Origin of the sequence: Pantoea sp. FN0305 (assembly GCF_050113845.1) — a bacterium.
In the GTDB taxonomy this organism is placed as follows: Bacteria; Pseudomonadota; Gammaproteobacteria; order Enterobacterales; family Enterobacteriaceae; genus Mixta; species Mixta alhagi.
The window spans coordinates 401,647-424,855 of the sequence record NZ_JBNJSN010000003.1; the positions used below are offsets into that span (position 1 = coordinate 401,647).

Sequence of the window (23,209 nt, forward strand, 5' to 3'; positions counted from 1 at the left end):
TCACAACGCGGTAATTAATGTTTTGATTTGGCAAAAATCACGCGCGCCAGGATATTCAGCAGCAGAACGCACAGCGTGATCAGCAGAACGCCAGCCCAGGCCAGGCTTTGCCACTCGGCAAACGGACTCATGGCGAACTTAAAGATGGTAACCGGCAGGTTGGCCAGCGGCTGCATCATGTCGGTGCTCCAGAACTGGTTCGACAATGAAGTAAACAGCAACGGAGCGGTCTCCCCGGCAATACGTGCAATGGCCAGCAGCACACCGGTAATGATGCCGGAAACTGAAGCCTTCAGCGTAATGGAGGAGATCATCTTCCATTTTGGCGTACCCAGCGCATATGCCGCTTCACGCAGGCTATCGGGCACCAGTTTCATCATGTTTTCCGTGGTGCGGATAACAATCGGAATTTGCAGCAGCGCCAGCGCTATCACCCCAGCCCAGCCGGAGAAATGCTGCATCTGCGCCACCACGATGGTGTAAACAAACAGGCCAACCACGATAGATGGGGCGGACAGCAAAATATCATTAATAAAGCGGATCACTTCCGCCAGCCAGGATTTACGACCATATTCCGCCAGATAAATCCCCGCCAGAATGCCCAAAGGCGTGCCAAACAGGGTCGCCCACAGGATCAGCAGGCCACTACCGGCGATGGCGTTAGCCAGCCCGCCGCCAGCCGTATTGGGCGGCGGCGTCATTTCAGTAAACAGCGCCAGCGAAAAGCCATCGAAGCCGCGCGTAATGGTGGTGAAGAGGATCCACACCAGCCAGAACAAGCCAAACGCCATGGTTAATAATGACAGCGTCAGAGCAACTTTATTCCGCAGGCTACGGCGCGCCTGCATTTTACGGCGTGAAGCCGCCAGCTCTGTTCGGGCGTGCATATCCATTGTCGTCATGAACGCGCCCCTTCATTTTTCGTCAGCCGTAAAATCATCAATTTTGAAATAGCCAGTACGATAAAGGTAATCACAAACAGGATCAGGCCCAGTTCCATCAGAGCCGCGACGTGCACACCTGACTCCGCTTCTGCGAACTCATTAGCCAGCGCTGACGTGATACTGTTGCCCGGCATATAAAGGGATACGCTGTCGAGCTGGTAGGTATTACCGATGATAAAGGTTACCGCCATGGTTTCCCCCAGTGCACGTCCCAGCCCCAGCATAATCCCGCCAATCACCCCGTTTTTGGTAAACGGCAGCACGATACGCCAGATCACTTCCCAGGTTGTACACCCAATGCCGTAAGCTGACTCTTTCATCAAAACCGGCGTCTGCTCAAATACATCACGCATTACTGAAGCGATATAAGGAATGATCATGATGGCAAGGATCACGCCAGCGGCCAGAATACCGATGCCAAAGGCTGGCCCTTCGAACAGCGCGCCAACAAACGGAATGGTGGAGAGGACATTACCAACTGGCGTCTGGAAGTATTCAGCAAACAGCGGCGCGAATACAAACAATCCCCACATGCCGTAAACGATACTGGGGATTGCAGCCAGCAGTTCAATGGCCACGCCCAGCGGACGACGCAGCCAGCCGGGCGCCAGCTCGGTCAAAAACAGCGCAATACCGAAACTCACCGGCACCGCGATCAGCAGCGCAATCAGCGAGGTGACAACCGTGCCATAAATCGGCACCAGTGCGCCAAAATTCTCTGCAGGGGCATCCCACTCTTTATTCCACAGGAAAGAGAAACCAAATTTCTCAATGCTGGGCCAGGAAGAGATAATCAGGGAGATAATGATGCCGCCCAATAACAAAAGCACAACCAGCGCTGCCAGCTTTACCAGCGCGCCGAACAGAATGTCGCCTTGTTTTCCTGGGGCCTTGAATGACGGCCTGGATTCAGCCATAGATTTCTCGACAGATAAAATTCACAGGGGCGGCATTCAGCCGCCCGGATACTGCAGGTCGGCTTTCAGCCGACCCCTGCGACAGTGCAGAGCACTGTTGGAACATGTTACTGGTACAGCGCTTTGCCAGAACTATCTTTGATTTCTGCTTTCCAGGCGGCGCGGATCTGCTCGACCACCGAGTCAGGCAGCGTTGCGTAATCCAGGCTGTTTGCTGTTTTATCGCCGTCTTTATAAGCCCAGTCGAAGAATTTCAGCACTTCAGCGCCTTTTTCTGCATTAGCCTGATTTTTATACATCAGAATGAATGTTGTGGAAGTAATAGGCCAGGCGTCTTTACCTTTCTGGAAAGTCAGATCCTGAGCGAAGGTTTTACTCCAGTCTGCCCCTTTAGCGGCATTACTGAAACTCTCTTCGGTCGGGCTAACGGGCTGACCATCGGCATCTACCAGCTTAGTGTAGGCCAGCTTGTTCTGTTTGGCATAGGCGTACTCAACGTAGCCAATAGAGCCAGGCAGACGCTGAACAAATGCCGCGATGCCATCGTTGCCCTTACCGCCAAGACCTGTTGGCCAGTTAACGGTGTTGCCTTTACCTACCTTCTCACTCCACTCCTGATTTACTTTAGCGAGGTAGCTGGTGAATACGAAGGTTGTACCGGAGCCGTCAGCGCGACGTACCACGGCGATATTGGTTTCAGGCAGTTTCACGCCCGGGTTCAGCTTAGCGATAGCCGGGTCGTTCCATTTTTTGATTTTGCCGAGGTAAATATCACCCACGGTCTGACCATCCAGCGTCAGCTGACCAGACTGGATACCCGGCAGGTTTACCGCCAGTACCACGCCGCCAATCACGGTAGGAAACTGGAACAGGCCATGTTTTTGCAGATCTTCATCTTTCATTGGCGCATCGGACGCACCAAAATCAACTGTTTTCGCGATTATCTGTTTAACGCCGCCAGAGGAGCCAATGCCCTGGTAGTTAATTTTACTGCCGGTCGCTTGTTGATAATCCGCTGCCCACTTGGCATAAACCGGAGCCGGGAAGGTACCGCCTGCGCCAGTAAGATCGGTCGCTGCAAAAGCAGAAACCGCGCTCAGCGAGAGGGTGGCGGCAACAAGTTTGGCTACGGTGCTACGCATCAGTGTCATATTCCCTCCAGGGGAGTAAAGGTCAGGGTGTATGCCGTTGTAGTAAGGATTAGTATTGCTGCAGGAGGGAAAATAGGACAGTTTAGTGACAGCGAGATGTACGTAATATGACAGTTTTGTGACGAAGGCAAAACGTACAGCGTGGATTTGTTCACAACTTTGCTCAGGGCTGCGAAAGAAAACAGGCAGGCAAGCAAAATAACGAAGCGGATGCCGATCGGATGGATGAAAGTCGCTCAGATAAAAAAGCGAGCTTTAACAATCACTGAAAAATGTACGGCAGGAAATAGTTGCTATTCATTTATCAATCACTGGAAACAAAAAAACCCGCTCAGGGCGGGTTTTTATCACTAACGCTTAACTGCTCAGGCTGTTGCCGTCATCGCTATCGTAAGGGTTAGCGAGGTCATCAACGCTTACAGCGCGACAACGTTGGTCGCTGAAGGGCCTTTAGCGCCGTTCTCGATAGAGAACTCTACTTTCTGGCCTTCATCTAAGGTTTTGAAATCATTGCTCTGGATAGCAGAGAAGTGTACGAATACATCTTTGCTGCCGTCCTGAGGAGTGATAAAGCCAAAACCTTTCTCAGCGTTGAACCATTTTACTAAACCAGTCATTTTATTAGACATTGATATTTCCTTACTTGTTTTTTGAGCCACTCTTGGTGACGAATATGGTCTGCTTTGCAGATTTTTACTTATGGGGCACTTAGGAGGAGCTCACGAGGAAGGATATCAATAGATAACGCTTGAACTGAGGACTGCTTTACTAAAACTGCTTACATAAGGTCTGTGTTTCAAACCGATGACGCTATACTAGCCTGGGTCCGATCCACATTGCAAGCTTTAACTTCACTAATATTAAACAGGCACAGAGTAACGGCCTTATCAGCCTGCCATCGCTCAAAAGTAAAAGAGTGGCTTAACAAAAGTAACAACGTTTAACCGCAGCCGTGATTGATGTTGCGCCTGTAAAACCATGCGCGCTGAACGCGGCGGCACTGGCTGGCTCATCCGCCAGGCAACCTGATTCTTTAAAGGCATGGTTCCTTTCATAAACGCCGATCGTCGCGCGTCGGTACATCCAGGAAATTAGAAATGATCTCAGAACCAGGTACCCCCACGCTGGATCAGCTGCGGGTTTTTCTTACGGTAGTCGAAACGGGCAGTTTTGCTGGCGCGGCCCGCAAGCTGTATCGCGCCACATCCGTAGTGAGTTATTCAATCGCTAATCTGGAAATGCAGCTGGGGGTTACTCTGTTCGATCGCAAAAGTACCCGTAAACCACAGCTAACTGAGGCGGGTCATGCGGTACTGGCTGAAGCCAGAACGATTTATAACGGTGTCGACGGGCTACGCGCCAAAGTTCGCGGCCTGTTGCAAGGTTTGGAAGCTGAGGTTCATCTGGTATTAGATGTAATGTTGCCTGGCGAACGAGTGGTGGATGCGCTTAAGGCTTTCCGCGAGCGCTTCCCAACCGTCTCTTTGCATTTGCAAATTGAAGCGCTGGGCGGGGTAATGCAGCGGGTTCTTGAACGCAGCGCAACGCTGGGGGTTAGCGGCCAGCTCGCTAAGCATGTCGATGGTCTTGAGCGTATTAGCGCCGGAAAGGTGACGTTGATCCCGGTGGCGGCGCCTACTCATCCGTTGGCAGCAAAACATCCGCAGAGGCCTGGCGCAGGTCGGGAGCATGTGCAACTGGTCCTGACGGATCGATCCACGCTCACGCAGGGCCAGGAGTTCGCAGTAGTAGGTACACATACCTGGCGGCTGGCGGATTTAGGTGCCAAACATATTCTTCTGCGTGAAGGTATCGGCTGGGGCAATATGCCTGAACCTATGGTGCGTGACGATCTGGCCAATGGCCGCCTGGTTCCTCTAACGCTTCCTGACTGCCCGGGCGGCGATTACGGATTTGATGTCATTTACCGTAACGACTCGCCGCCAGGCCCGGCGGCAACCTGGCTGGTCTCCCGCTTCTGCGAACAGGTCGCAGAATGACCATGCTATTCACAGGCTGGCATCAAGCACCCGTTTGCCGCGAGTATGACCATCCATAACCCGACTCAATGCAACCTTAGCCTGGCTTAAAGGCACAACCTCAACATCAATGGTCAATGCGCCGTTAGCAAACAGGGCAGCAATCTGCGCCAGTTGGCTTCCGTCCGAACGCGTGGCGAAGTGTTTGCCCACTACGCCCGCCGCTTCCGCTATCGCCTGATCCGGTGGTGTGACGGTTGAGACCAGCACGCCGCCCGCTTTAATTAATGACCATGAGCGAGTCTGCGTCTCGTCCCCCACCAGATCCAGTACAACATCGACCTTCTCACTCACTTTTTCGAAAGAGGCCTGGGTATAGTCAATCACTTGTTCAACCCCAAGCGTTTTAAGGTAGTTTTCATTATGTGCCGATGCGGTAGCGATCACCCTGACACCAGCAATGCGTGCCATCTGCACTGCCATGCTTCCGACGCCACCAGCGGCACCATGGATAAGTAATGTCTGACCAGGCTTAATCTTTGCGTGCTCATGCAGCGCCTGCCAGGCCGTCAGGGCTGCGGCCGGTACACCGCTGGCCTGTAGCGCAGACAAACGTACCGGGCGATGCGCTAATCGATCGGCCATCGCGAGAGCCTGAGTGGCATAGCCGCCTGTGATACCGATAAACCCAAAGACCTCATCGCCTGCCTTAAATTGCTGCACCGCTTCACCGGTTGCAATAACGCGTCCGGCAACTTCTACGCCAGGCGTGTAGGGCGGCTCAAGCGGAACAAAGGCTTTCATGGCGCCAGAGAGAAGCTTCCCGTCAATGGGATTAACGCCGCTGCCCGCTACCTCAATCAGAACCTCGTTCTGGCCAGGAACCAGCGCCGGAAGCTCCTGTAAAAAAAGCTCATCGGTTTTACCGTAATGCATTGCGCGTATCGCTTTCATGATGTTCTGCCTTGTCGTTAGTCATAGACTTACCCCTTTGGTAAGCCGCGGTAAGATCATCATGCGCGCAATCTGCTTAACTAAAAACCCACCTAATTTCGATGTTTAGGTTCTACAAAATAGAACAATGAAAGATCAGAGCGTAGCGAAATGCAGTAGGTTATCCGGGTATAGTGAGCCGTTACTTGCTGGTCAGAGAAGAACACAGGTTCTTTTACGGAGAAGCATTATGTTTCCTGAGCGCTACCTTAAACAAACAGTGATGCATGCCCGGCAAGGCGACGTTCTTCTGCGCCAGGGAGAGCAGCAGGGAAATATTTTTTTCCTGCTGCAAGGGATCGTTCGCGCGGTGCATGTCTTGCCAGATGGCACCGAACGGGTAAAAGAGTTTTATTTTGCCGGAGAATACTGTTTTCTCTACCTTAGCTGGCTGGCCAGAGTGCCGTCCCGCTACAGCTTACAGGCGATCGCGCCCTGCTCGTACCAGCAACTGCCGCTGGCTTACCTTGATACCTCGGAAGGCGCAGAGCTGGCTGATGCTCTGTTACGCCAGCAGCTTATTTATAAAGAGCGTAAAGAAGAAATGATGCTTTTGCATGCGCCGGAAAAACGCTACGCCTATGTGCTTGAGCATTTCCCTGAATGGAGTAAGCGCCTGACTCAGCGTGAACTGGCCAACTATATTGGTATTACGCCTGTCAGCCTTTCGCGCATTCGACAACGCATTAACAAAGGTTAATGCGCCTTCCTGGCGCTTCTTTCATCCTCTTCTTTTGAATGAAGAAGAGGAAAACCCGTGTCTGTCTTTATGCTTTCGCAGCTTATCGCTGGCGGCTCATTTGTTTGCGATTTGGTGGCTTTTTTTCTGCCCGGACGCGTGGCGGTGCTGCGCCTGTTGGCGCTTTCTACCGCACTGCTTGCGGCGCATTTTGCTTTGCTGGAGCAGAAAAGCGCAGCCGCGATGATGCTGTTAGCCAGTTTCAGATATGTTATTGCGAGCAGGACGACAAACCCAGCCATCGCCGGGTCCTTCTGCCTGACCGCGATAATCTGCACGATTCTGACATGGCGTGATGCCATCGATCTGCTTCCGCTGGCGGGCAGCCTGTTAATGACGCTGGCCGCCTTTAAACAGGATCGGGTAAAGCTCAGGCTTTATACTCTGGCGGGCAGTCTGTTCTGGCTGACCAATAATCTGCTATGCCATTCTCCGGTAGCCGCAATGATGGAACTCACTTTTATCAGCAGTACTCTGGTTTCGCTTTACCGCATTTATCGTACGCGGCTCAGCATTCAGCAGCGGTAAGATTGATATCACCGGGAAGGGCGGTTTTGACTGGCGTCAGGGGCGTGGAATAAGAGTCAATGCGGAAAAGGCCGCCAGCGGCGGCCTGACAGGATTATCTGGCAATAATAAAACGTGCGTTATCATCCATATAAGTTTTCTCACCAGCTGGCGCGTTGATGGAACCAAAGTTCATATGCCCTCGCAGCAGCCAGCTCTCCGGGATATTCCAGGTGCGCTGCACATCAGCATCAACCAGGGGGTTATAGTGCTGTAGATTAGCGCCAATTCCTTTTTCCGTCAGCGCCAGCCAGACCGCATACTGGGCGATACCGGTGCTGTGTTCAGACCAGACTGGAAAGTTATCCGCATAGGAAGCAAACTGTTCCTGCAGGCCTTTTATAACTTGCTGATCCTCAAAGAACAGCACCGAGCCAGCCGCCGCCGCAAAGCCATCTATTTTATCTGAAGTGCCCTGAAAATTTTCTGGCGGAACAATTTTTCTTAATTGTTCGCGGGTTAATTCCCAGAACCGATGGTGTTCCTGCCCCAGCAGGATCAATATCCGGGAGCTTTGGGAATTAAATGCCGAAGGCGCCTGCCTTACTGCTTCTTTAATCGTCTCGATAATCTCATCTTCTGCCAGCGTCAATCTGTTACCGAGGGCGTAAACTGTCCGGCGGTTTTTAGCCAGCGCTAAAAAGCCCTCAGCATGCTCTTGCACACTCCCGGTCATCGGATTAGAACGCGCCTGCGGAGCTGAATGTTTCGTTTCGGTAAAAAAAGATGAAAAAGCACTCTTGATGATGTTCATGTTTACACCTGCTTTTTTATGCTCTTTTCGGCCGTGCTGACAATTCAGTAAATGGCGGCAGAAGAGAGAAAGACCGTCCGGCGCTGAAAAGGGTGCCCTTACAAGGCACTCTCTCTCCAGCTCATTTTTATTTGCTGAGTACTGCCGTTACGTAAGCGCCATTGTTAACGCGCGCGCCGGTAATTTTATAGGAGGCACCAGCCTGAACTGCCTGAGCGGCGATCTTTGCTTCAGCACTATCCAGGGTAGCGGCGGTGGCGCTAATACTTTGAGCAAAACCGCCAAAGGAGATAAGAGACAAAACTGAAACAGCAACGGCGTTTTTAACCAGTGATACCGCTGAATCTGCAACGAAATTCTTGATGGATTTCATGATAATTTCCTCAACATGTTTTATACGCTATGAGGCAATCAGCCTCGATAAGAGAAAGGATACTCATGTACAGAGGCGATTAAAAGCTGAGCTATTTGCTAAAATCAATCAAAAATTATGAAAGAGATCGCAGGGTATTTTATCTCCCGAACGCGGTCGCAGCTGGCGCTGCGTTTACGTAACGCATAAAAAAATCCGGCATGCTGTTAACAGCATTACCGGATTTTTCATTTTACCGTTTCAGGTCAACGTAACGTTAAAGCGGCCTCGTCCGTGGCTGCTTTATATAAGATACGCCTTATTCCACGGTAACCGATTTCGCCAGGTTACGCGGCTGGTCAACGTCGGTGCCTTTGATCAGCGCAACGTGATAGGAGAGCAGCTGTAGTGGCACGGTATAGAAGATCGGTGCGATAACCTCTTCTACATGCGGCAGGGAGATAATTTTCATGCCTTCACTGTCGTTAAAGCCCGCATCCCGATCGGCAAACACATACAGCAGGCCGCCGCGTGCGCGTACTTCTTCAATGTTGGACTTCAGCTTCTCCAGCAGTTCGTTGTTCGGCGCAACGACAATCACCGGCATATCGGCATCAATCAGCGCCAGCGGGCCATGTTTCAGCTCGCCAGCGGCGTAGGCTTCCGCATGAATATAAGAGATCTCTTTTAGCTTCAGTGCCCCTTCCATGGCGATGGGATACTGATCGCCACGGCCAAGGAACAGCGCATGATGTTTATCAGAGAAATCTTCCGCCAGCGCTTCAATCAGCTTATCCTGCGCCAGCATCTGCTCGATACGGCTCGGCAGCGCCTGCAAAGCATGGACAATATCATGCTCTACCTGTGCATCGACGCCTTTCAGGCGACCAATTTTCGCCACCAGCATCAGCAATACCGTCAACTGAGTGGTAAATGCCTTGGTAGAGGCCACGCCGATCTCCGTTCCGGCTTTGGTCATCAGCGCCAGGTCAGATTCACGTACCAGTGAAGAGCCGGCAACGTTGCAGATAGCCAGCGAGCCCAGATAACCCAGCTCTTTCGACAAACGCAGCGCCGCCAGCGTATCCGCCGTTTCGCCCGATTGCGACAGCGTAATCAACAGGCTGTTTTTACGAACGGCGGATTTGCGATAGCGAAACTCAGAGGCGATCTCCACATCGCAGGGCAGGCTAGCCAGTGACTCGAACCAGTAACGCGCCACCATGCCCGAGTTATAGGAGGTACCGCAGGCGATAATCTGGATATGCTCTACCTGACTCAATAGATCGTTGGCGTTGGCACCCAGCTCAGAAAGATCAACCTCGCCATGACTAAAGCGCCCACTCAGGGTGTTTTTGATCGCGTTAGGCTGTTCGTAAATTTCTTTCTGCATGTAATGACGGTAGCCGCCTTTGTCGCCAGCGTCATACTGCACGGTGGATTCAATCTCGCTACGCTTGACCGGCGCGCCTGCACGGTCGATGACGGTGATTTCACGACGCGTAACTTCGGCAATATCGCCCTCTTCAAGGTAGATAAAGCGACGGGTTACCGGCAGTAGCGCCAGCTGATCGGAGGCAATAAAGTTTTCGCCAACGCCGCAGCCGATGACCAGCGGGCTACCTGAACGAGCCGCTACCAGCAGTGAAGGATCGCGGCTGTCCATAATCACCATGCCATACGCACCGCGCAGTTGAGGAATAACGCGCTGTACTACTTCGCGCAGGCTGCCGCCCTGTTTCTGCTCCCAGTGCACTAAATGCGCCACCACTTCCGTATCAGTTTCCGAAGCGAAGTGATAGCCGCGTTCGATCATCAGCTCACGCAGCGGCTCATGGTTTTCAATGATGCCGTTATGCACAATCACGATATGTTCAGAAACGTGCGGGTGCGCATTTACCTCAGACGGCTCGCCGTGGGTTGCCCAACGGGTATGCGCGATCCCGGTGCCGCCAATCAGCGGATGCTGCTCAGCCGCCTCAGCCAGTTTCTGTACCTTACCAACGCGACGCAGGCGCGTAACGTGCCCTTGTCGATCCACCACCGCTAAACCTGCGGAGTCATAGCCGCGATACTCCAGGCGGCGCAAGCCTTCCAGCAGTATCTCTGCGATATCACGTTGCGCAACCGCGCCAACAATTCCACACATAGTTGTATTCCTGACTCATGGCGCTCATGCGCCCAACGTTGTCATCTGACCTGATATACCAGCTTTGCTGGTTCCCCCGAGCCTTGTAGAGAGTGGGGGTTATTGTTTTATATTTTCTTCTTAACCGGGCGCTGCCAGCCCGATTTCTGAATCTGTTCTTTGCGGTTGTAAACCAGCCCACCGGCGGTTACATCCTGCATAATGGTCGTGCCCGCTGCGATGGTAGCGCCGCTGGCGACCGTTACCGGTGCCACCAGCTGCGTATCTGACCCTACAAACACATCGTCGCCGATAAGGGTTTTTGATTTATTAGCGCCGTCGTAGTTGCAGGTAATGGTGCCGGCGCCAATGTTCACGCCAGATCCGATTTCAGCATCGCCCAGGTAGCTAAGATGGCCAGCCTTCGAGCCTTTACCCAGCCTCGCTTTTTTCATTTCAACAAAGTTGCCGACGTGTGCGGCTTCACCCAGTTGGCTGCCCGGCCGCAGGCGCGCAAACGGCCCAACGGTACAGGAGACATCCAGTTCAGCATCTTCAATAACGCTGTACGGGCTGATTTCACAACCGTCGCCGATCACGCTGTTTTTGATCACGCAGCCAGCACCGATTTTCACGTTATTGCCCAGCGTGACTTTACCTTTAAGGATAACGTTCGTGTCGATTTCCACATCGCGGCCATGCTGCAGCTCGCCACGCAGATCAAAGCGCGCCGGATCACGCAGCATCACGCCTGCCAGCAGCAGTTTTTCCGCCTGCTCAGCCTGATAAATCCGCTCCAGCGTCGCCAGCTGCAGACGATTATTAACGCCTTCGGTTTCGCTAATGCGAGACGGCTGAACGGTAGCGATATGACGTCCTTCCGCCGAAGCCAGCGCAATAATATCGGTAATGTAGTATTCGCCCTGAGCGTTGTTATTGGTGAGCTGGCTTAGCCAACGTTTCAGATCGCCGCCGTTAGCAACCAGAATGCCGGTGTTGATCTCAGAAATCGTCAGCTGCTCCGGCGAGGCATCTTTCTGCTCAACGATGCCGGTTACCTCACCGTTTTCACGCACAATGCGTCCATAGCCGGTGGGGTTATCCAGCGTCACGGTTAACAGGCCGATTCCGCCCGCAGGCTTTGCTGCACACAGGCGCGCCAGCGTATCCACGGTGATTAACGGTACGTCGCCGTACAGCATCAGGATATCTTCGTCATCGGCAAAGAAAGGGGCGGCCTGCTGCATCGCATGCCCGGTTCCTAATTGCTCAGCCTGCAGCACCCAATTCAGCGCATCATCACCCAGCGTGGCTTTCAGCCGATCGCCGCCATGACCGTAAACCAGATTAATTGCGCGCGCACCGACACCTTTTGCCGCATCGATAACGTGTTGAACCATGGGTTTTCCTGCCAGAGTATGCAGGACTTTAGGAAGATCGGAATACATGCGTGTTCCCTTGCCGGCAGCAAGGATCACCACACTCATTGCGCTGTTAGACATAGCCATCCTGATAGAATTTTTACAGAGGAAAGTTAAACGGTTTCGCCCTGAGATTACTACATTTTTCTCCTGGCGAAATTAACCGGCTTTCCGATTATTACCACGGCAAAGAATGCACCGCCGTTGATGATAAATACAACGAAAAAAGGCGATTTTTAGCCGCTTAATTTTAGCTGTGTAGCAAGAGAGGAAAGGGGCAGGGGGATGATAAAAAAATGCCAGCCCGTTTGGGCTGGCATGATTAGCTGCTGTTAAGCCTGATTACATCGCTTTTTTAGTGAGTTCGATGACGCGCAGCTTGGCAATGGCTTTCGCCAGCTCTGCCGAAGCCTGAGCATAATCCACGTCGCCATGTGCTTTGTGAATATGCTCTTCCGCTTTGCGTTTTGCTTCCAACGCACGCGCTTCATCAAGATCGGTGCCGCGAATCGCCGTATCAGCCAGCACGGTAACCGTACCTGCCTGTACTTCCAGCACGCCGCCGGAGAGATAGATATACTCTTCTTCACCGTGCTGTTTAACGATGCGCACCATGCCAGGCTTAATGGCGGTCAGCAGCGGCGTATGGCCAGGGAAAATACCCAACTCACCTTCGCTACCTGACACCTGAATTTTCTGTACCAGTCCGCTGAACATCTGCTGTTCTGCGCTGACAACATCCAGGTGATAAGTCATAGCCATTTTCAACCTCCCGGAAAACGACCCCGCGCCGTTTCAGGCTGAGCGGCTTTGCTTGATCCGGATCGCCGTCTTAAGCCAGCGATCCGGGATATCTGCTTGCCACCCTGCGCCTTAATCAGGCTGGGGAAGTTATTACAGTTTCTTCGCTTTTTCCACGGCTTCTTCGATGGCACCAACCATGTAGAAGGCCTGCTCTGGCAGGTGATCGAACTCACCGTCCATAATGCCTTTAAAGCCACGGATAGTGTCTTTCAGCGAAACGTATTTGCCCGGAGAACCGGTGAATACTTCTGCCACGAAGAACGGCTGAGACAGGAAGCGCTGAATTTTACGTGCGCGAGCCACCAGCAGTTTGTCTTCTTCAGACAGTTCGTCCATACCAAGGATGGCGATGATGTCTTTCAGTTCCTGGTAACGCTGCAGAATAGACTGCACGCCACGCGCCGTATCGTAGTGCTCCTGACCTACAACCAGCGGATCCAGCTGACGGCTGGTGGAATCCAGCGGGTCAACGGCCGGGTAGATACCCAGAGACGCGATCTGACGGCTCAGAGTAACGGTAGAGTCAAGGTGGGCGAAGGTGGTCGCCGGAGACGGGTCAGTCAAGTCATCCGCAGGTACGTAAACGGCCTGTACAGAGGTGATTGAACCCGTCTTGGTGGAGGTAATACGCTCCTGCAACACACCCATCTCTTCCGCCAGCGTCGGCTGATAACCTACTGCAGACGGCATACGACCCAGCAGCGCGGATACTTCAGTACCGGCCAGGGTGTAACGGTAGATGTTATCGATAAACAGCAGAACGTCACGGCCTTCATCACGGAATTTCTCCGCCATGGTCAGACCGGTCAGCGCAACGCGCAGACGGTTGCCCGGCGGCTCGTTCATCTGGCCATAAACCAGCGCAACTTTATCGATAACGTTAGAGTCGGTCATTTCGTGGTAGAAGTCGTTACCCTCACGAGTACGCTCACCCACACCGGCAAATACCGAGTAACCTGAGTGCTCAGCCGCGATGTTACGGATCAGCTCCATCATGTTTACGGTTTTACCTACGCCCGCACCACCGAACAGACCCACTTTACCGCCCTTAGCGAACGGACACATCAGGTCGATAACCTTGATGCCGGTTTCCAGCAGTTCCTGCGAGTTTGACTGATCTTCGTATGAAGGCGCTGCGCGGTGAATAGAGGCGATCTCTACGGCACCACCGTCTTCATCTTTCAGCTCGCCTTTCATATCGATCGGCTCACCAAGCACGTTCATGATACGGCCCAGGGTAGCTTTACCCACCGGTACCTGAATCGGCTTTTTAAGGTCAGTGACTTCCAGGCCACGTTTCAGGCCGTCAGAAGTACCCATAGCGATGGTACGAACCACGCCGCCGCCCAGCTGCTGTTGAACTTCCAGCACCAGACGCGCATCACCATTTTTAACCTCAAGGGCGTTGTACACCTGCGGTACAGCGTCCTGAGGGAACTCGACGTCAACTACGGCGCCGATGATCTGGACAATCTTTCCAGTTGCCATCTTGAATCCTCTACCTAATTCGTTTCTACCCATCGTCATGGTCGTCGCAGCGTCGATCGCGCGTTACGCTCAGCTGATCGGTCAACCTGTCGACAGCCGCGCCAGTGACGGGGTATACCTGGTTAAACCGCGGAGGCCCCCGAGACGATCTCGGTAAGTTCCTGGGTGATGCTGGCCTGACGAGCCTTGTTGTATACCAACTGCAGCTCTTTGATCAGGTTGCCGCCGTTGTCGGTCGCCGCTTTCATCGCCACCATACGTGCGGCCTGTTCGCTGGCCAGGTTTTCCACAACGCCCTGATAAACCTGAGATTCGACATAACGACGCAGCAGGGTGTCCAGCAGCGATTTCGGATCCGGTTCGTACAGGTAATCCCAGGTTTTTTTCTCTAACTCTTCTTCCCCTTCCGCTGGCGGTAACGGCAGCAGCTGGGTAACGGTTGGAGTCTGGGACATGGTGTTGTTAAATTTGTTGCTGACCACATACAGCTTGTCGAGGCGACCTTCGTCATAGGCCTGCAGCATGACTTTTACCGGGCCAATCAGTTCTGACAGGGAAGGGTTGTCACCCATGCCGGTCACCTGCGCCACGACATTGCCACCTACGGAACCAAAGAAAGCCAGCCCCTTAGAACCGATAATCGCCAGATCGCTCTGAACGCCTTTATCAGACCAGGCTTTCATCTCTGCCAGCAATTTTTTGAACAGGTTAATGTTCAAACCACCACAAAGCCCGCGGTCGGTAGAAACGACCAAATAGCCGACGCGCTTAACGTCGCGCTCTTCCAGGTAAGGGTGCTTGTATTCCAGATTACCTAACGCAATGTGACCAATCACTTTGCGCATGGTTTCTGCATACGGACGGCTGGCCGCCATGCGTTCCTGCGTTTTACGCATTTTGGAGGCGGCGACCATTTCCATCGCTTTGGTGATCTTCTGCGTGTTTTTCACGCTTCCGATCTTGGTACGTATCTCTTTTGCGCCGGCCATTAGCTTCTCCTCAAAGCCTTGCGGCCTGCCTTTTCAGACAAGCCGCCAGACATTACCAGGACTGGGTTGCTTTAAACGTTTCGAGGAGGCCTTTCAGCTTCTCTTCGATTTCGTTGTTGTAGTTACCAGTTTGGTTGATTTCCTGCATCAGCTCGGCATGTTCGCGATCGGCATACGCCAGCAGCGCAGCTTCAAAGCTACCGATTTTCGCCAGTTCGACGTCATTCAGGTAACCACGCTCAGCGGCGAACAGCACCAGACCCTGTTGGGCAACGGACATCGGCGCATACTGTTTCTGCTTCAGCAGCTCGGTCACTTTCTGACCGTGGCTCAGCTGTTTACGCGTCGCATCGTCCAAATCGGAAGCGAACTGGGAGAAAGCTGCCAGTTCACGATACTGTGCCAGCGCGGTACGAATACCACCGGACAGTTTCTTCACGATCTTGGTCTGTGCAGCACCACCAACACGGGATACGGAGATACCCGGGTTAACAGCCGGACGAATACCGGAGTTGAACAGGTTAGATTCCAGGAAGATCTGACCATCGGTAATAGAGATTACGTTGGTCGGAACGAACGCGGAAACGTCACCCGCCTGCGTTTCGATAATCGGCAGAGCGGTCAGTGAACCGGTTTTACCTTTAACTTCACCTTTGGTAAACGCTTCAACATATTCGGCGTTTACGCGGGAGGCACGCTCCAGCAGGCGAGAGTGGAGATAGAACACGTCACCAGGGAACGCTTCACGACCCGGCGGACGACGCAGCAGCAGAGAAATCTGACGGTAAGCAACGGCCTGTTTAGACAGGTCATCGTAAACGATCAGTGCATCTTCGCCACGGTCACGGAAGTATTCACCCATTGCGCAGCCTGCATACGGAGACAGGTATTGCAGCGCAGCGGATTCAGAAGCGGAGGCAACCACTACGATAGTGTTAGCCAGCGCACCGTGCTGTTCCAGTTTACGCACCACGTTAGCAATGGTGGACGCTTTCTGGCCGATAGCCACGTACACACATTTGATGCCGGAGTCGCGCTGGTTGATGATGGCGTCGATAGCCAGAGCGGTTTTACCGGTCTGACGGTCGCCGATGATCAGCTCACGCTGGCCACGACCGATTGGAATCATCGCATCCACAGATTTGTAGCCAGTCTGAACCGGCTGATCAACGGATTGACGATCGATAACGCCCGGCGCGATAACTTCAACCGGAGAGAAACCATCGTTTTCAATCGGGCCTTTGCCGTCGATAGGTTCGCCCAGGGTGTTAACCACACGGCCCAGCAGGCCACGGCCAACCGGAACTTCCAGGATACGGCCGGTGCATTTAACTTTCATGCCTTCGGCGAGGTCAGCATACGGACCCATAACCACTGCACCTACGGAGTCGCGCTCCAGGTTCAGGGCGATAGCGTAGCGGTTGCCCGGCAGCGCGATCATTTCACCCTGCATCACATCGGCCAGGCCGTGTACGCGGATGATGCCGTCGCTGACGGAAACAATAGTACCTTCGTTGTGAGCTTCACTCACGACATTGAACTGAGCAATGCGCTGCTTGATCAGTTCGCTGATTTCGGTGGAATTCAGTTGCATATGCTCCAGTCCCCTTAAGACTGCAAGACGTCTGCCAGACGCTCAAGACGGCCGCGTACGCTACCGTCAATGACCATATCACCCGCCTGGATGATAACGCCTGCCATTACAGACTTATCGATTTTGCAATTCAGCTTAACTTTGCGTGACAGACGCTTTTCCATTGCGGCGCTGATTTTAGTCAGCTGCTCGTCGCTCAGCGCACTGGCAGAGATGACATCCACTTCCGCGGTCGCCTCCCAGGCGTCACGCAGGTGGATGTACTGCTCCAGTACTGCTGGCAGCGCGGACAAACGTCCGTTCTCTGCCATAACCTTGATAAGGTTCTGACCTGCTTCGTCGAGTTGGTCACCACAGACTGCGATGAACGAGGCAGATAAGGTTTCCGGTGCCAAAGCACCGGAAAGCAATTCGGCCATCTGTTCGTTGCGAGCGACTTCTGCAGTGAACGTCAGCATTTGCTGCCAACGTTCAATGCTTTGATGCTCAACGGCAAAGTCAAAAGCTGCTTTGGCGTAGGGGCGAGCTACAGTAATTAGTTCAGACATCAGCCCCTCCCTCCTTACAGTTCAGCGACCAGTTTATCTACGATGTCGCTGTTAGCAGCTTCATCCACGGAACGTTCGATGATTTTCTCGGCGCCGGCCACAGCCAGCATCGCGACTTGCTTACGCAACTCTTCACGAGCACGTTTACGCTCGGCGTCAATTTCCGCCTGCGCCTGTGCCACGATCCTGTTACGTTCCTGCTCAGCTTCAGCTTTCACTTCGTCCAGGATCTGAGCGCGGCGTTTGTTCGCCTGCTCGATGATAACCTGAGCTTCTTCTTTGGCTTTTTTCAGCTGGTCGGTCGCAGTTGCCTGTGCGAGATCCAAATCTTTTTTGGCGCGTTCTGCAGAAGCAAGGCCTTCAGCGACTTCTTTCTGGCGCTTTTCGATGGCAGCCATAATCGGCGGCCATACGTACTTCATGCAGAACAGGACAAACAGGACGAACGCGATGGCCTGGCCGAGGATTGTTGCGTTAAGGTTCACAGCACAATGCCTCTTGTTAAGTTAACTTACTCTGCCGTTATCAAAGACAACCTGCAGAATCTGCTCATCGTCTGAGGCTTATCGCTCCAGGCCGATGAACTCTCGTTTGGCCCTGTCGCTTAACCCGCGACAGCAAACATCACGTACAGACCCAGACCTACAGCGATCATCGGGATTGCATCCACCAGACCCATAACAACAAAGAACTGCGTACGCAGCAGAGGGATCAGATCCGGTTGACGCGCAGCGCCTTCCAGGAATTTACCTCCGAGGATGCCGATACCGATCGCAGCACCGATTGCCGCCAGGCCCATCATCACAGCGGCAGCCATGTACAGCAGATCCATATTCAGGTTTTCCATGACAGTCTCCAGTTTGTTTCAGTTAAAACGCAGTAGTGTTAATAAAAAATCAATGTTCTTCGGATGCCATCGACAGATAGACAATCGTCAAGACCATGAAAATGAAAGCCTGCAGCGAAATGATCAGGATGTGGAAAATGGCCCAAGGCACACTCAGAACCCACTGTGACCACCACGGCAACAGACCCGCAATCAGGATAAAGATCAGTTCACCCGCATACATGTTGCCGAACAGTCGCAGACCGAGAGAGACCGGTTTAGACAGCAGGCTTACCCCTTCCAGAATCAGGTTGATGGGAATGAAAAGCGGATGATTAAAGGGTTGCAAGGTCAGCTCTTTAGCAAAACCACCAACACCTTTCATTTTGACGCTGTAGAACAGGATCAAAATAAAGACGCCCAGTGCCATAGAGAGCGTGACGTTTACGTCAGCGGACGGCACCACGCGTAGCGCAGGCAGACCAAATACATGCTCACCAATATATGGCAGGAAATCGATGGGTAGCAGATCCATAAAGTTCATCAGGAAAACCCAGACGAAAATGGTCAGCGCCAGCGGGGCGATAAGTTTGCTTTTACCGTGGTACATATCGCGGACGTTACCGTCAACGAAACCCACCACCAGCTCAATAGCCGCCTGTAATTTCCCCGGAACGCCGCTGGTGACACTATTGGCCACTTTGCGGAACAGTACCAGGAAAATCAGACCCAGCACCACGGAGAAAAACATGGAATCAATATTTAATACCCAAAACGTCGCCGGAGCGTCGTGCGGATTCACCAGCTCGAAAGTACGCAGGTCCAACTGAAGGTTATTCAGATGGTGACCTATGTATTCTTGCGGAGTAGAGATTTCTCCTGCAGCCATGATGCCTCTTACCCTTTGTTGTTAATTACAGCCGGTGCCACAATCTGAACCACCAGCACCGATAACCAGGTTAACCCAACCGGCACAAATACCGCGTCAAGCACGCCCAGCGCCAGAATGAGCAATAAAATGGTGACAAACACTTTCACCGCTTCACCGAGCGCGAAGCTCCAGGCTATACGCCCTTTTGCAGGGGCTTGCGCGCCCAGGCGCCAGGCCAAAATCACAAACAACACGTTTGGCAGCCAGGCTGCCAGTCCACCTGCGATGGCAGATGCGCCCCACGTGAAATCTTTAAGGGCAAAACAGAGCGCGCCGATAACGAGCAAAGTCGCCAGCTGCCATAGCAGCACGGTCCGGGCTAATTTCACACTGTAAAGAGACACTGACATGACGCTGAAATTCTCCTGCCCCGATCGGGGTATGTCGCGTGTCGTATAAAACTGCCTTTGCTCTTTTGAGTCAAGCAGCAAAAAACGAGCAAATTATACGGGCCGCACCTGCGATTTCAATCGATAAGTAGCGAAAAGGTGAACAATTATTTAAATTTCTTTCCACAGCCCTATTTTTGAAAAGTCGCTTTCTGCGAAAACCAACTGTGTATTACAACAATTCCGTCAAATTTCCGCTCACAAAGCGTGCGTTAGATCACAATTCATTAATATATTGCTGACGAAATATGCAGGATTAATCTTAGAAAACCTGCATAACTAAATATTAAAAACGTTATCATTCAACAACATAATAAAAGCAAAATGATATTATGCCCTGAAGAACAATAAAACGCCTAATTTGACATCGCGATTAAAAATTTCGACAACAATATATCGTTACTTTGGTTGAGTGATAAAGTCGATATATTTTCAACAGTGACTATTTATCGCGGTTTTGCTCAAAGATAAGGTGATCACCTTGATAAACATTTGTAAATTTAACGTTAAATATTACAAAAAGTTTCAGATAATGACTACTGGGTCATTTAACGTGAATGCAACAAAAGTGGCCGGGGAATCGTAAAAATAAACAGAATCAAACGGCCATTTTTTAATCAGGGCAACCGCGATAAAAGCGCCATCAGGTGACCACCGGATGGCACGAAGAGCTAAAGCGTCTCAATAATGACCAGATGACGCTCACCTTCCAGCTGTGGAACCTTCAGCGCCACCACATCCATAACCTTAAACTGAGGCGGCAAAGCTGCGATTTCTTCCGCTGGATGCTGCCCTTTTAGCGCATAGAAGCGCCCTTCCCTGCCAGGGAGGTGGTGACACCAGTTCACCATGTCGCTCAGTGAAGCAAATGCCCGGCTGATGACGCCGTCAAAAGCGGGCTCGCCGCTGAAGTCTTCCACACGACTCTGTACTGGCTCGATGTTCTGTAAGCCGAGCGAGAATTGAACCTGGCGCAAAAACCTTATGCGCTTGCCAAGGCTATCCAGCAGCGTGAAATGAGCATCGGGACGTACAATCGCCAGGGGAACGCCGGGTAATCCCGGACCGGTGCCAACATCGATAAAGCGGTTCCCGATAAGAGAAGGGTTAACCACAATGCTGTCGAGAATATGGCGCACCAGCATCTCTTGCGGATCGCGAACCGAAGTGAGGTTATAGGCCTTATTCCACTTATGCAGCAGTTCAACATAGCCAATCAGCTGCTGTTTTTGCTGATCGGACAGAGAAATGTTGGCTGCGCTGAGCAGCTGAGTCAGTTTATTAATCACAAGATATTCCAGTTGCTAAAAGCGGGCAGGCGGAGAAGTCACCGCGATCTTGCTCTGCCAGCCGCGAGCGGTCGCCGATGAAAAAATAAGGCGGTTTCCCGCCTTATTATCAGGCGCTTTTACGCAGCAAGCCCTGTTTTTTCAGATAAATAAGCAAAATAGAGATGGCTGCCGGGGTGATACCGGAGATACGTGACGCCTGTCCAATCGAGCCGGGTTTATGATCGTTTAGTTTGGCGATCACTTCATTCGACAGTCCGTTGACGTTGCGATAATCCAGATCCACCGGCAACAGCGTGTTTTCATTGCGCTGCTGGCGATCTATCTCTTCCTGCTGGCGGGCAATATAACCTTCATACTTAACCTGGATCTCAACCTGTTCGGCCGCCTGCGGATCGGCCAGCGCCGGGCCAAAGCCTTCCAGCTCCATCAGGCGCTGATAGGTCATCTCAGGGCGACGCAGCAGATCTTCTCCGCTCGCCTCTTTGGTCAGCGGCGTATTCAGTGCTGCATTTACCTGCTCAACATCAGCAGATTTAGGATGAACATGAATATCACGCAGACGCTGGCGTTCCAGTTCAATGCTTTCCAGCTTTTGATTGAAGCGTGCCCAGCGGGCGTCATCAACCAGTCCCAATTCACGAGCGGTTTCCGTGAGACGCAGATCGGCGTTGTCTTCGCGCAGCATCAAACGATACTCGGCACGTGACGTAAACATACGGTACGGCTCTTTGGTGCCCAGGGTGCACAGATCGTCAACCAGTACGCCAAGGTAGGCCTGATCGCGACGCGGAGCCCAGGTCTCTTTCTCGGCAGAAAGGCGACCGGCGTTCAAACCTGCCAGCATGCCCTGTGCAGCAGCTTCTTCGTAACCGGTGGTGCCGTTGATCTGACCGGCAAAAAACAGGCCCTGAATGAATTTGCTTTCCAGCGTCGGTTTTAAGTCGCGCGGATCGAAGAAGTCGTACTCAATCGCATAGCCCGGACGCACAATCTTCGCATTTTCCATGCCCTTCATTGAGCGCACGATTTGCATCTGTACGTCAAACGGCAGGCTGGTGGAAATTCCGTTCGGATAAATTTCGTTGCTGGTCAATCCTTCCGGCTCAAGGAAGATCTGATGAGCGTTGCGATCGGCAAAGCGCATCACTTTATCTTCGATCGACGGGCAGTATCGCGGACCGATCCCTTCGATTACGCCAGCATACATTGGGCTACGATCGAGGTTATTGCGGATCACCTCATGCGTTTGCTCATTGGTATGGGTGATGTAGCAGGGAACCTGCTGCGGATGCTGCGAAGCATCGCCCATAAACGAGAAAACCGGCATTGGATCGTCGCCATACTGCGGAGCCAGTACGCTGAAATCGATAGTGCGGGCATCAATGCGCGGCGGCGTACCGGTTTTCAGACGACTGACGCGTAGCGGCAATTCACGCAGGCGTCGCGCCAGCGGAATAGACGGTGGATCGCCTGCACGACCGCCGCTGTAGTTATCAAGGCCGATATGAATTTTTCCGTCGAGAAAAGTTCCGACCGTCAATACAACGGCACGAGCGCGGAATTTAAGTCCCATCTGGGTAACGGCGCCAACCACCCGATCGTTTTCTACGATCAGATCCTCTACCGCCTGCTGGAAGATCATCAGATTGGGCTGATTCTCCAGCGCAGTGCGTACTGCCTGACGATAAAGTACCCGGTCAGCCTGAGCGCGAGTGGCGCGGACAGCGGGTCCTTTGCTGGCGTTTAGTATCCTAAACTGGATGCCGGCACGATCGATCGCGCTGGCCATCAGGCCGCCCATCGCATCCACTTCTTTCACCAGATGTCCCTTTCCGATGCCGCCGATCGCCGGATTACAGGACATTTGCCCCAGCGTATCGATGTTATGGGTTAACAGCAGCGTTTGTTGACCCATCCGGGCCGCAGCCATAGCGGCTTCAGTGCCTGCATGACCACCGCCAATGACGATGACGTCAAAAGGATCGGGATAAAACATGGGAAATACCTCGTTAGTGTTCGATCAGGGATCATTGCCCTGGGCCGTGGATTCTACTCAAATTCATAGCGTGACGAAAGCGTCGGGATCGCAGGGTATTTAATAGAAGATCTTTATTCTTTAAAGGATCTCTTTGTTAGATCTCTTATTAGGATCGCCGTTTTCTGTGGATAAGGTCTGCTTTGAGAGTCAGATCAATGAGTTGATAAGGATCGTTTGCTGTGAATGATCGGTGATCCTGATCCGTATAAGCTGGGATCTAAATGGCGAGTTATACACAGAGCAAAAAAGCAACACTGGTTATACCTTGGATAACTACCGGTTATCAGACCCTTTCAAGCCTAGTTATCCACAGTTTGCTGAAGGATCCTGGGATAAAAAGAGTGGAAAAAACTGGGGATCGACCG

General features: G+C 52.5%; 23 protein-coding genes. 3 read left to right on the forward strand and 20 right to left on the reverse strand.

The features are described 5' to 3' along the window. Window positions 1–14 precede the first annotated feature (14 nt). The 4 genes from pstA to cspG form a co-directional block, all read right to left on the reverse strand. The gene (gene pstA, locus ACQE3Y_RS08855) at window positions 15–902 is read right to left on the reverse strand and encodes a phosphate ABC transporter permease PstA (protein WP_426973776.1); all 888 of its coding nucleotides are present in this window, start codon (window positions 900–902) and stop codon (window positions 15–17) included. Further along, window positions 899–1,861, reverse strand: coding sequence for a phosphate ABC transporter permease PstC (gene pstC, locus ACQE3Y_RS08860; protein WP_085069155.1), 963 nt, complete (start codon window positions 1,859–1,861; stop codon window positions 899–901). The genes pstA and pstC overlap by 4 nt, the downstream gene beginning before the upstream one ends. 107 nt (window positions 1,862–1,968) lie before the next feature. Beyond that, complete coding sequence (gene pstS / locus ACQE3Y_RS08865) at window positions 1,969–3,012, reverse strand: phosphate ABC transporter substrate-binding protein PstS (protein ID WP_426973775.1); 1,044 nt, start codon at window positions 3,010–3,012, stop codon at window positions 1,969–1,971. 416 nt (window positions 3,013–3,428) lie between these two features. Then, window positions 3,429–3,641: a cold shock protein CspG gene (gene cspG / locus ACQE3Y_RS08870; protein ID WP_085069158.1), complete on the reverse strand. Its 213-nt coding sequence runs from the start codon at window positions 3,639–3,641 to the stop codon at window positions 3,429–3,431. A gap of 468 nt (window positions 3,642–4,109) precedes the next feature. On the opposite strand from cspG, the gene ACQE3Y_RS08875 reads away from it, so the two are divergent. Then, window positions 4,110–5,012: a LysR family transcriptional regulator gene (locus ACQE3Y_RS08875; protein ID WP_426981456.1), complete on the forward strand. Its 903-nt coding sequence runs from the start codon at window positions 4,110–4,112 to the stop codon at window positions 5,010–5,012. A 9-nt stretch (window positions 5,013–5,021) separates the two neighbouring features. On the opposite strand, the gene ACQE3Y_RS08880 is transcribed toward ACQE3Y_RS08875, so the two are convergent. Beyond that, entirely contained in the window at window positions 5,022–5,945 is a 924-nt protein-coding gene (locus tag ACQE3Y_RS08880) for an NADP-dependent oxidoreductase (protein ID WP_426981457.1), read from the reverse strand. Between the two features lie 229 nt (window positions 5,946–6,174). Here ACQE3Y_RS08880 and ACQE3Y_RS08885 point away from each other — a divergent pair, with 229 nt between their 5' ends. Further along, window positions 6,175–6,684 carry a Crp/Fnr family transcriptional regulator gene (locus ACQE3Y_RS08885; RefSeq protein WP_426981458.1) on the forward strand — a complete coding sequence of 170 codons (510 nt, stop codon included), beginning with the start codon at window positions 6,175–6,177 and terminating at the stop codon, window positions 6,682–6,684. A 57-nt stretch (window positions 6,685–6,741) separates the two neighbouring features. Further along, entirely contained in the window at window positions 6,742–7,251 is a 510-nt protein-coding gene (locus ACQE3Y_RS08890; protein WP_426973771.1) for a YgjV family protein, read from the forward strand. Between the two features lie 94 nt (window positions 7,252–7,345). Here ACQE3Y_RS08890 and ACQE3Y_RS08895 read toward each other — a convergent pair whose 3' ends face one another. The 15 genes from ACQE3Y_RS08895 to mnmG all read right to left on the reverse strand — a co-directional run bounded on the left by ACQE3Y_RS08895 (window position 7,346) and on the right by mnmG (window position 22,802). Continuing rightward, window positions 7,346–7,966, reverse strand: a complete 621-nt coding sequence (locus ACQE3Y_RS08895; protein ID WP_250652792.1) for a nitroreductase family protein — start codon at window positions 7,964–7,966, stop codon at window positions 7,346–7,348. A gap of 205 nt (window positions 7,967–8,171) precedes the next feature. Then, window positions 8,172–8,417 (reverse strand): DUF1471 domain-containing protein, encoded by a 246-nt coding sequence (locus ACQE3Y_RS08900; protein WP_426973770.1) that lies wholly within the window; start codon window positions 8,415–8,417, stop codon window positions 8,172–8,174. 298 nt (window positions 8,418–8,715) lie between these two features. Further along, window positions 8,716–10,545 carry a glutamine--fructose-6-phosphate transaminase (isomerizing) gene (gene glmS / locus ACQE3Y_RS08905; protein ID WP_426973769.1) on the reverse strand — a complete coding sequence of 610 codons (1,830 nt, stop codon included), beginning with the start codon at window positions 10,543–10,545 and terminating at the stop codon, window positions 8,716–8,718. Window positions 10,546–10,652: 107 nt separating this feature from the next. After that, window positions 10,653–12,026, reverse strand: a complete 1,374-nt coding sequence (gene glmU / locus ACQE3Y_RS08910; protein WP_426981459.1) for a bifunctional UDP-N-acetylglucosamine diphosphorylase/glucosamine-1-phosphate N-acetyltransferase GlmU — start codon at window positions 12,024–12,026, stop codon at window positions 10,653–10,655. A 261-nt stretch (window positions 12,027–12,287) separates the two neighbouring features. Further along, window positions 12,288–12,707: a F0F1 ATP synthase subunit epsilon gene (locus ACQE3Y_RS08915; RefSeq protein WP_085069175.1), complete on the reverse strand. Its 420-nt coding sequence runs from the start codon at window positions 12,705–12,707 to the stop codon at window positions 12,288–12,290. A gap of 132 nt (window positions 12,708–12,839) precedes the next feature. Continuing rightward, window positions 12,840–14,237, reverse strand: a complete 1,398-nt coding sequence (atpD, locus tag ACQE3Y_RS08920; protein WP_426973767.1) for a F0F1 ATP synthase subunit beta — start codon at window positions 14,235–14,237, stop codon at window positions 12,840–12,842. 122 nt (window positions 14,238–14,359) lie between these two features. After that, window positions 14,360–15,226, reverse strand: a complete 867-nt coding sequence (atpG, locus tag ACQE3Y_RS08925; protein WP_085069179.1) for a F0F1 ATP synthase subunit gamma — start codon at window positions 15,224–15,226, stop codon at window positions 14,360–14,362. Window positions 15,227–15,278: 52 nt separating this feature from the next. Further along, the gene (gene atpA / locus ACQE3Y_RS08930; protein WP_085069180.1) at window positions 15,279–16,820 is read right to left on the reverse strand and encodes a F0F1 ATP synthase subunit alpha; all 1,542 of its coding nucleotides are present in this window, start codon (window positions 16,818–16,820) and stop codon (window positions 15,279–15,281) included. Window positions 16,821–16,834: 14 nt separating this feature from the next. Further along, complete coding sequence (gene atpH, locus ACQE3Y_RS08935; RefSeq protein WP_085069181.1) at window positions 16,835–17,368, reverse strand: F0F1 ATP synthase subunit delta; 534 nt, start codon at window positions 17,366–17,368, stop codon at window positions 16,835–16,837. Window positions 17,369–17,382: 14 nt separating this feature from the next. After that, window positions 17,383–17,853, reverse strand: a complete 471-nt coding sequence (gene atpF / locus ACQE3Y_RS08940) for a F0F1 ATP synthase subunit B (protein WP_085069183.1) — start codon at window positions 17,851–17,853, stop codon at window positions 17,383–17,385. Between the two features lie 119 nt (window positions 17,854–17,972). Then, window positions 17,973–18,215, reverse strand: coding sequence for a F0F1 ATP synthase subunit C (atpE, locus tag ACQE3Y_RS08945; protein WP_038629267.1), 243 nt, complete (start codon window positions 18,213–18,215; stop codon window positions 17,973–17,975). A 49-nt stretch (window positions 18,216–18,264) separates the two neighbouring features. Continuing rightward, window positions 18,265–19,083 carry a F0F1 ATP synthase subunit A gene (gene atpB, locus ACQE3Y_RS08950; RefSeq protein WP_085069185.1) on the reverse strand — a complete coding sequence of 273 codons (819 nt, stop codon included), beginning with the start codon at window positions 19,081–19,083 and terminating at the stop codon, window positions 18,265–18,267. 8 nt (window positions 19,084–19,091) lie between these two features. Beyond that, window positions 19,092–19,475, reverse strand: coding sequence for a F0F1 ATP synthase subunit I (gene atpI / locus ACQE3Y_RS08955; RefSeq protein WP_085069186.1), 384 nt, complete (start codon window positions 19,473–19,475; stop codon window positions 19,092–19,094). Window positions 19,476–20,185: 710 nt separating this feature from the next. After that, the gene (gene rsmG / locus ACQE3Y_RS08960; RefSeq protein WP_426973766.1) at window positions 20,186–20,803 is read right to left on the reverse strand and encodes a 16S rRNA (guanine(527)-N(7))-methyltransferase RsmG; all 618 of its coding nucleotides are present in this window, start codon (window positions 20,801–20,803) and stop codon (window positions 20,186–20,188) included. Between the two features lie 109 nt (window positions 20,804–20,912). Beyond that, window positions 20,913–22,802 (reverse strand): tRNA uridine-5-carboxymethylaminomethyl(34) synthesis enzyme MnmG, encoded by a 1,890-nt coding sequence (gene mnmG, locus ACQE3Y_RS08965; RefSeq protein ID WP_250651262.1) that lies wholly within the window; start codon window positions 22,800–22,802, stop codon window positions 20,913–20,915. Window positions 22,803–23,209 lie beyond the last annotated feature (407 nt).

Bases quoted from the DNA above. Each gene is read 5' to 3' on its own strand.
- cspG (WP_085069158.1), bottom strand. From the start codon at position 3,641: ATGTCTAATAAAATGACTGGTTTAGTAAAATGGTTCAACGCTGAGAAA.
- atpG (WP_085069179.1), bottom strand. From the start codon at position 15,226: ATGGCCGGCGCAAAAGAGATACGTACCAAGATCGGAAGCGTGAAAAAC.
- ACQE3Y_RS08885 (WP_426981458.1), top strand. From the start codon at position 6,175: ATGTTTCCTGAGCGCTACCTTAAACAAACAGTGATGCATGCCCGGCAA.
- pstS (WP_426973775.1), bottom strand. From the start codon at position 3,012: ATGACACTGATGCGTAGCACCGTAGCCAAACTTGTTGCCGCCACCCTC.
- atpA (WP_085069180.1), bottom strand. From the start codon at position 16,820: ATGCAACTGAATTCCACCGAAATCAGCGAACTGATCAAGCAGCGCATT.
- glmS (WP_426973769.1), bottom strand. From the start codon at position 10,545: ATGTGTGGAATTGTTGGCGCGGTTGCGCAACGTGATATCGCAGAGATA.
- ACQE3Y_RS08900 (WP_426973770.1), bottom strand. From the start codon at position 8,417: ATGAAATCCATCAAGAATTTCGTTGCAGATTCAGCGGTATCACTGGTT.
- atpH (WP_085069181.1), bottom strand. From the start codon at position 17,368: ATGTCTGAACTAATTACTGTAGCTCGCCCCTACGCCAAAGCAGCTTTT.
- ACQE3Y_RS08895 (WP_250652792.1), bottom strand. From the start codon at position 7,966: ATGACCGGGAGTGTGCAAGAGCATGCTGAGGGCTTTTTAGCGCTGGCT.
- pstA (WP_426973776.1), bottom strand. From the start codon at position 902: ATGACGACAATGGATATGCACGCCCGAACAGAGCTGGCGGCTTCACGC.
- mnmG (WP_250651262.1), bottom strand. From the start codon at position 22,802: ATGTTTTATCCCGATCCTTTTGACGTCATCGTCATTGGCGGTGGTCAT.
- glmU (WP_426981459.1), bottom strand. From the start codon at position 12,026: ATGTCTAACAGCGCAATGAGTGTGGTGATCCTTGCTGCCGGCAAGGGA.
- atpD (WP_426973767.1), bottom strand. From the start codon at position 14,237: ATGGCAACTGGAAAGATTGTCCAGATCATCGGCGCCGTAGTTGACGTC.
- atpE (WP_038629267.1), bottom strand. From the start codon at position 18,215: ATGGAAAACCTGAATATGGATCTGCTGTACATGGCTGCCGCTGTGATG.
- ACQE3Y_RS08915 (WP_085069175.1), bottom strand. From the start codon at position 12,707: ATGGCTATGACTTATCACCTGGATGTTGTCAGCGCAGAACAGCAGATG.
- pstC (WP_085069155.1), bottom strand. From the start codon at position 1,861: ATGGCTGAATCCAGGCCGTCATTCAAGGCCCCAGGAAAACAAGGCGAC.
- atpI (WP_085069186.1), bottom strand. From the start codon at position 19,475: ATGTCAGTGTCTCTTTACAGTGTGAAATTAGCCCGGACCGTGCTGCTA.
- atpB (WP_085069185.1), bottom strand. From the start codon at position 19,083: ATGGCTGCAGGAGAAATCTCTACTCCGCAAGAATACATAGGTCACCAT.
- ACQE3Y_RS08880 (WP_426981457.1), bottom strand. From the start codon at position 5,945: ATGAAAGCGATACGCGCAATGCATTACGGTAAAACCGATGAGCTTTTT.
- ACQE3Y_RS08875 (WP_426981456.1), top strand. From the start codon at position 4,110: ATGATCTCAGAACCAGGTACCCCCACGCTGGATCAGCTGCGGGTTTTT.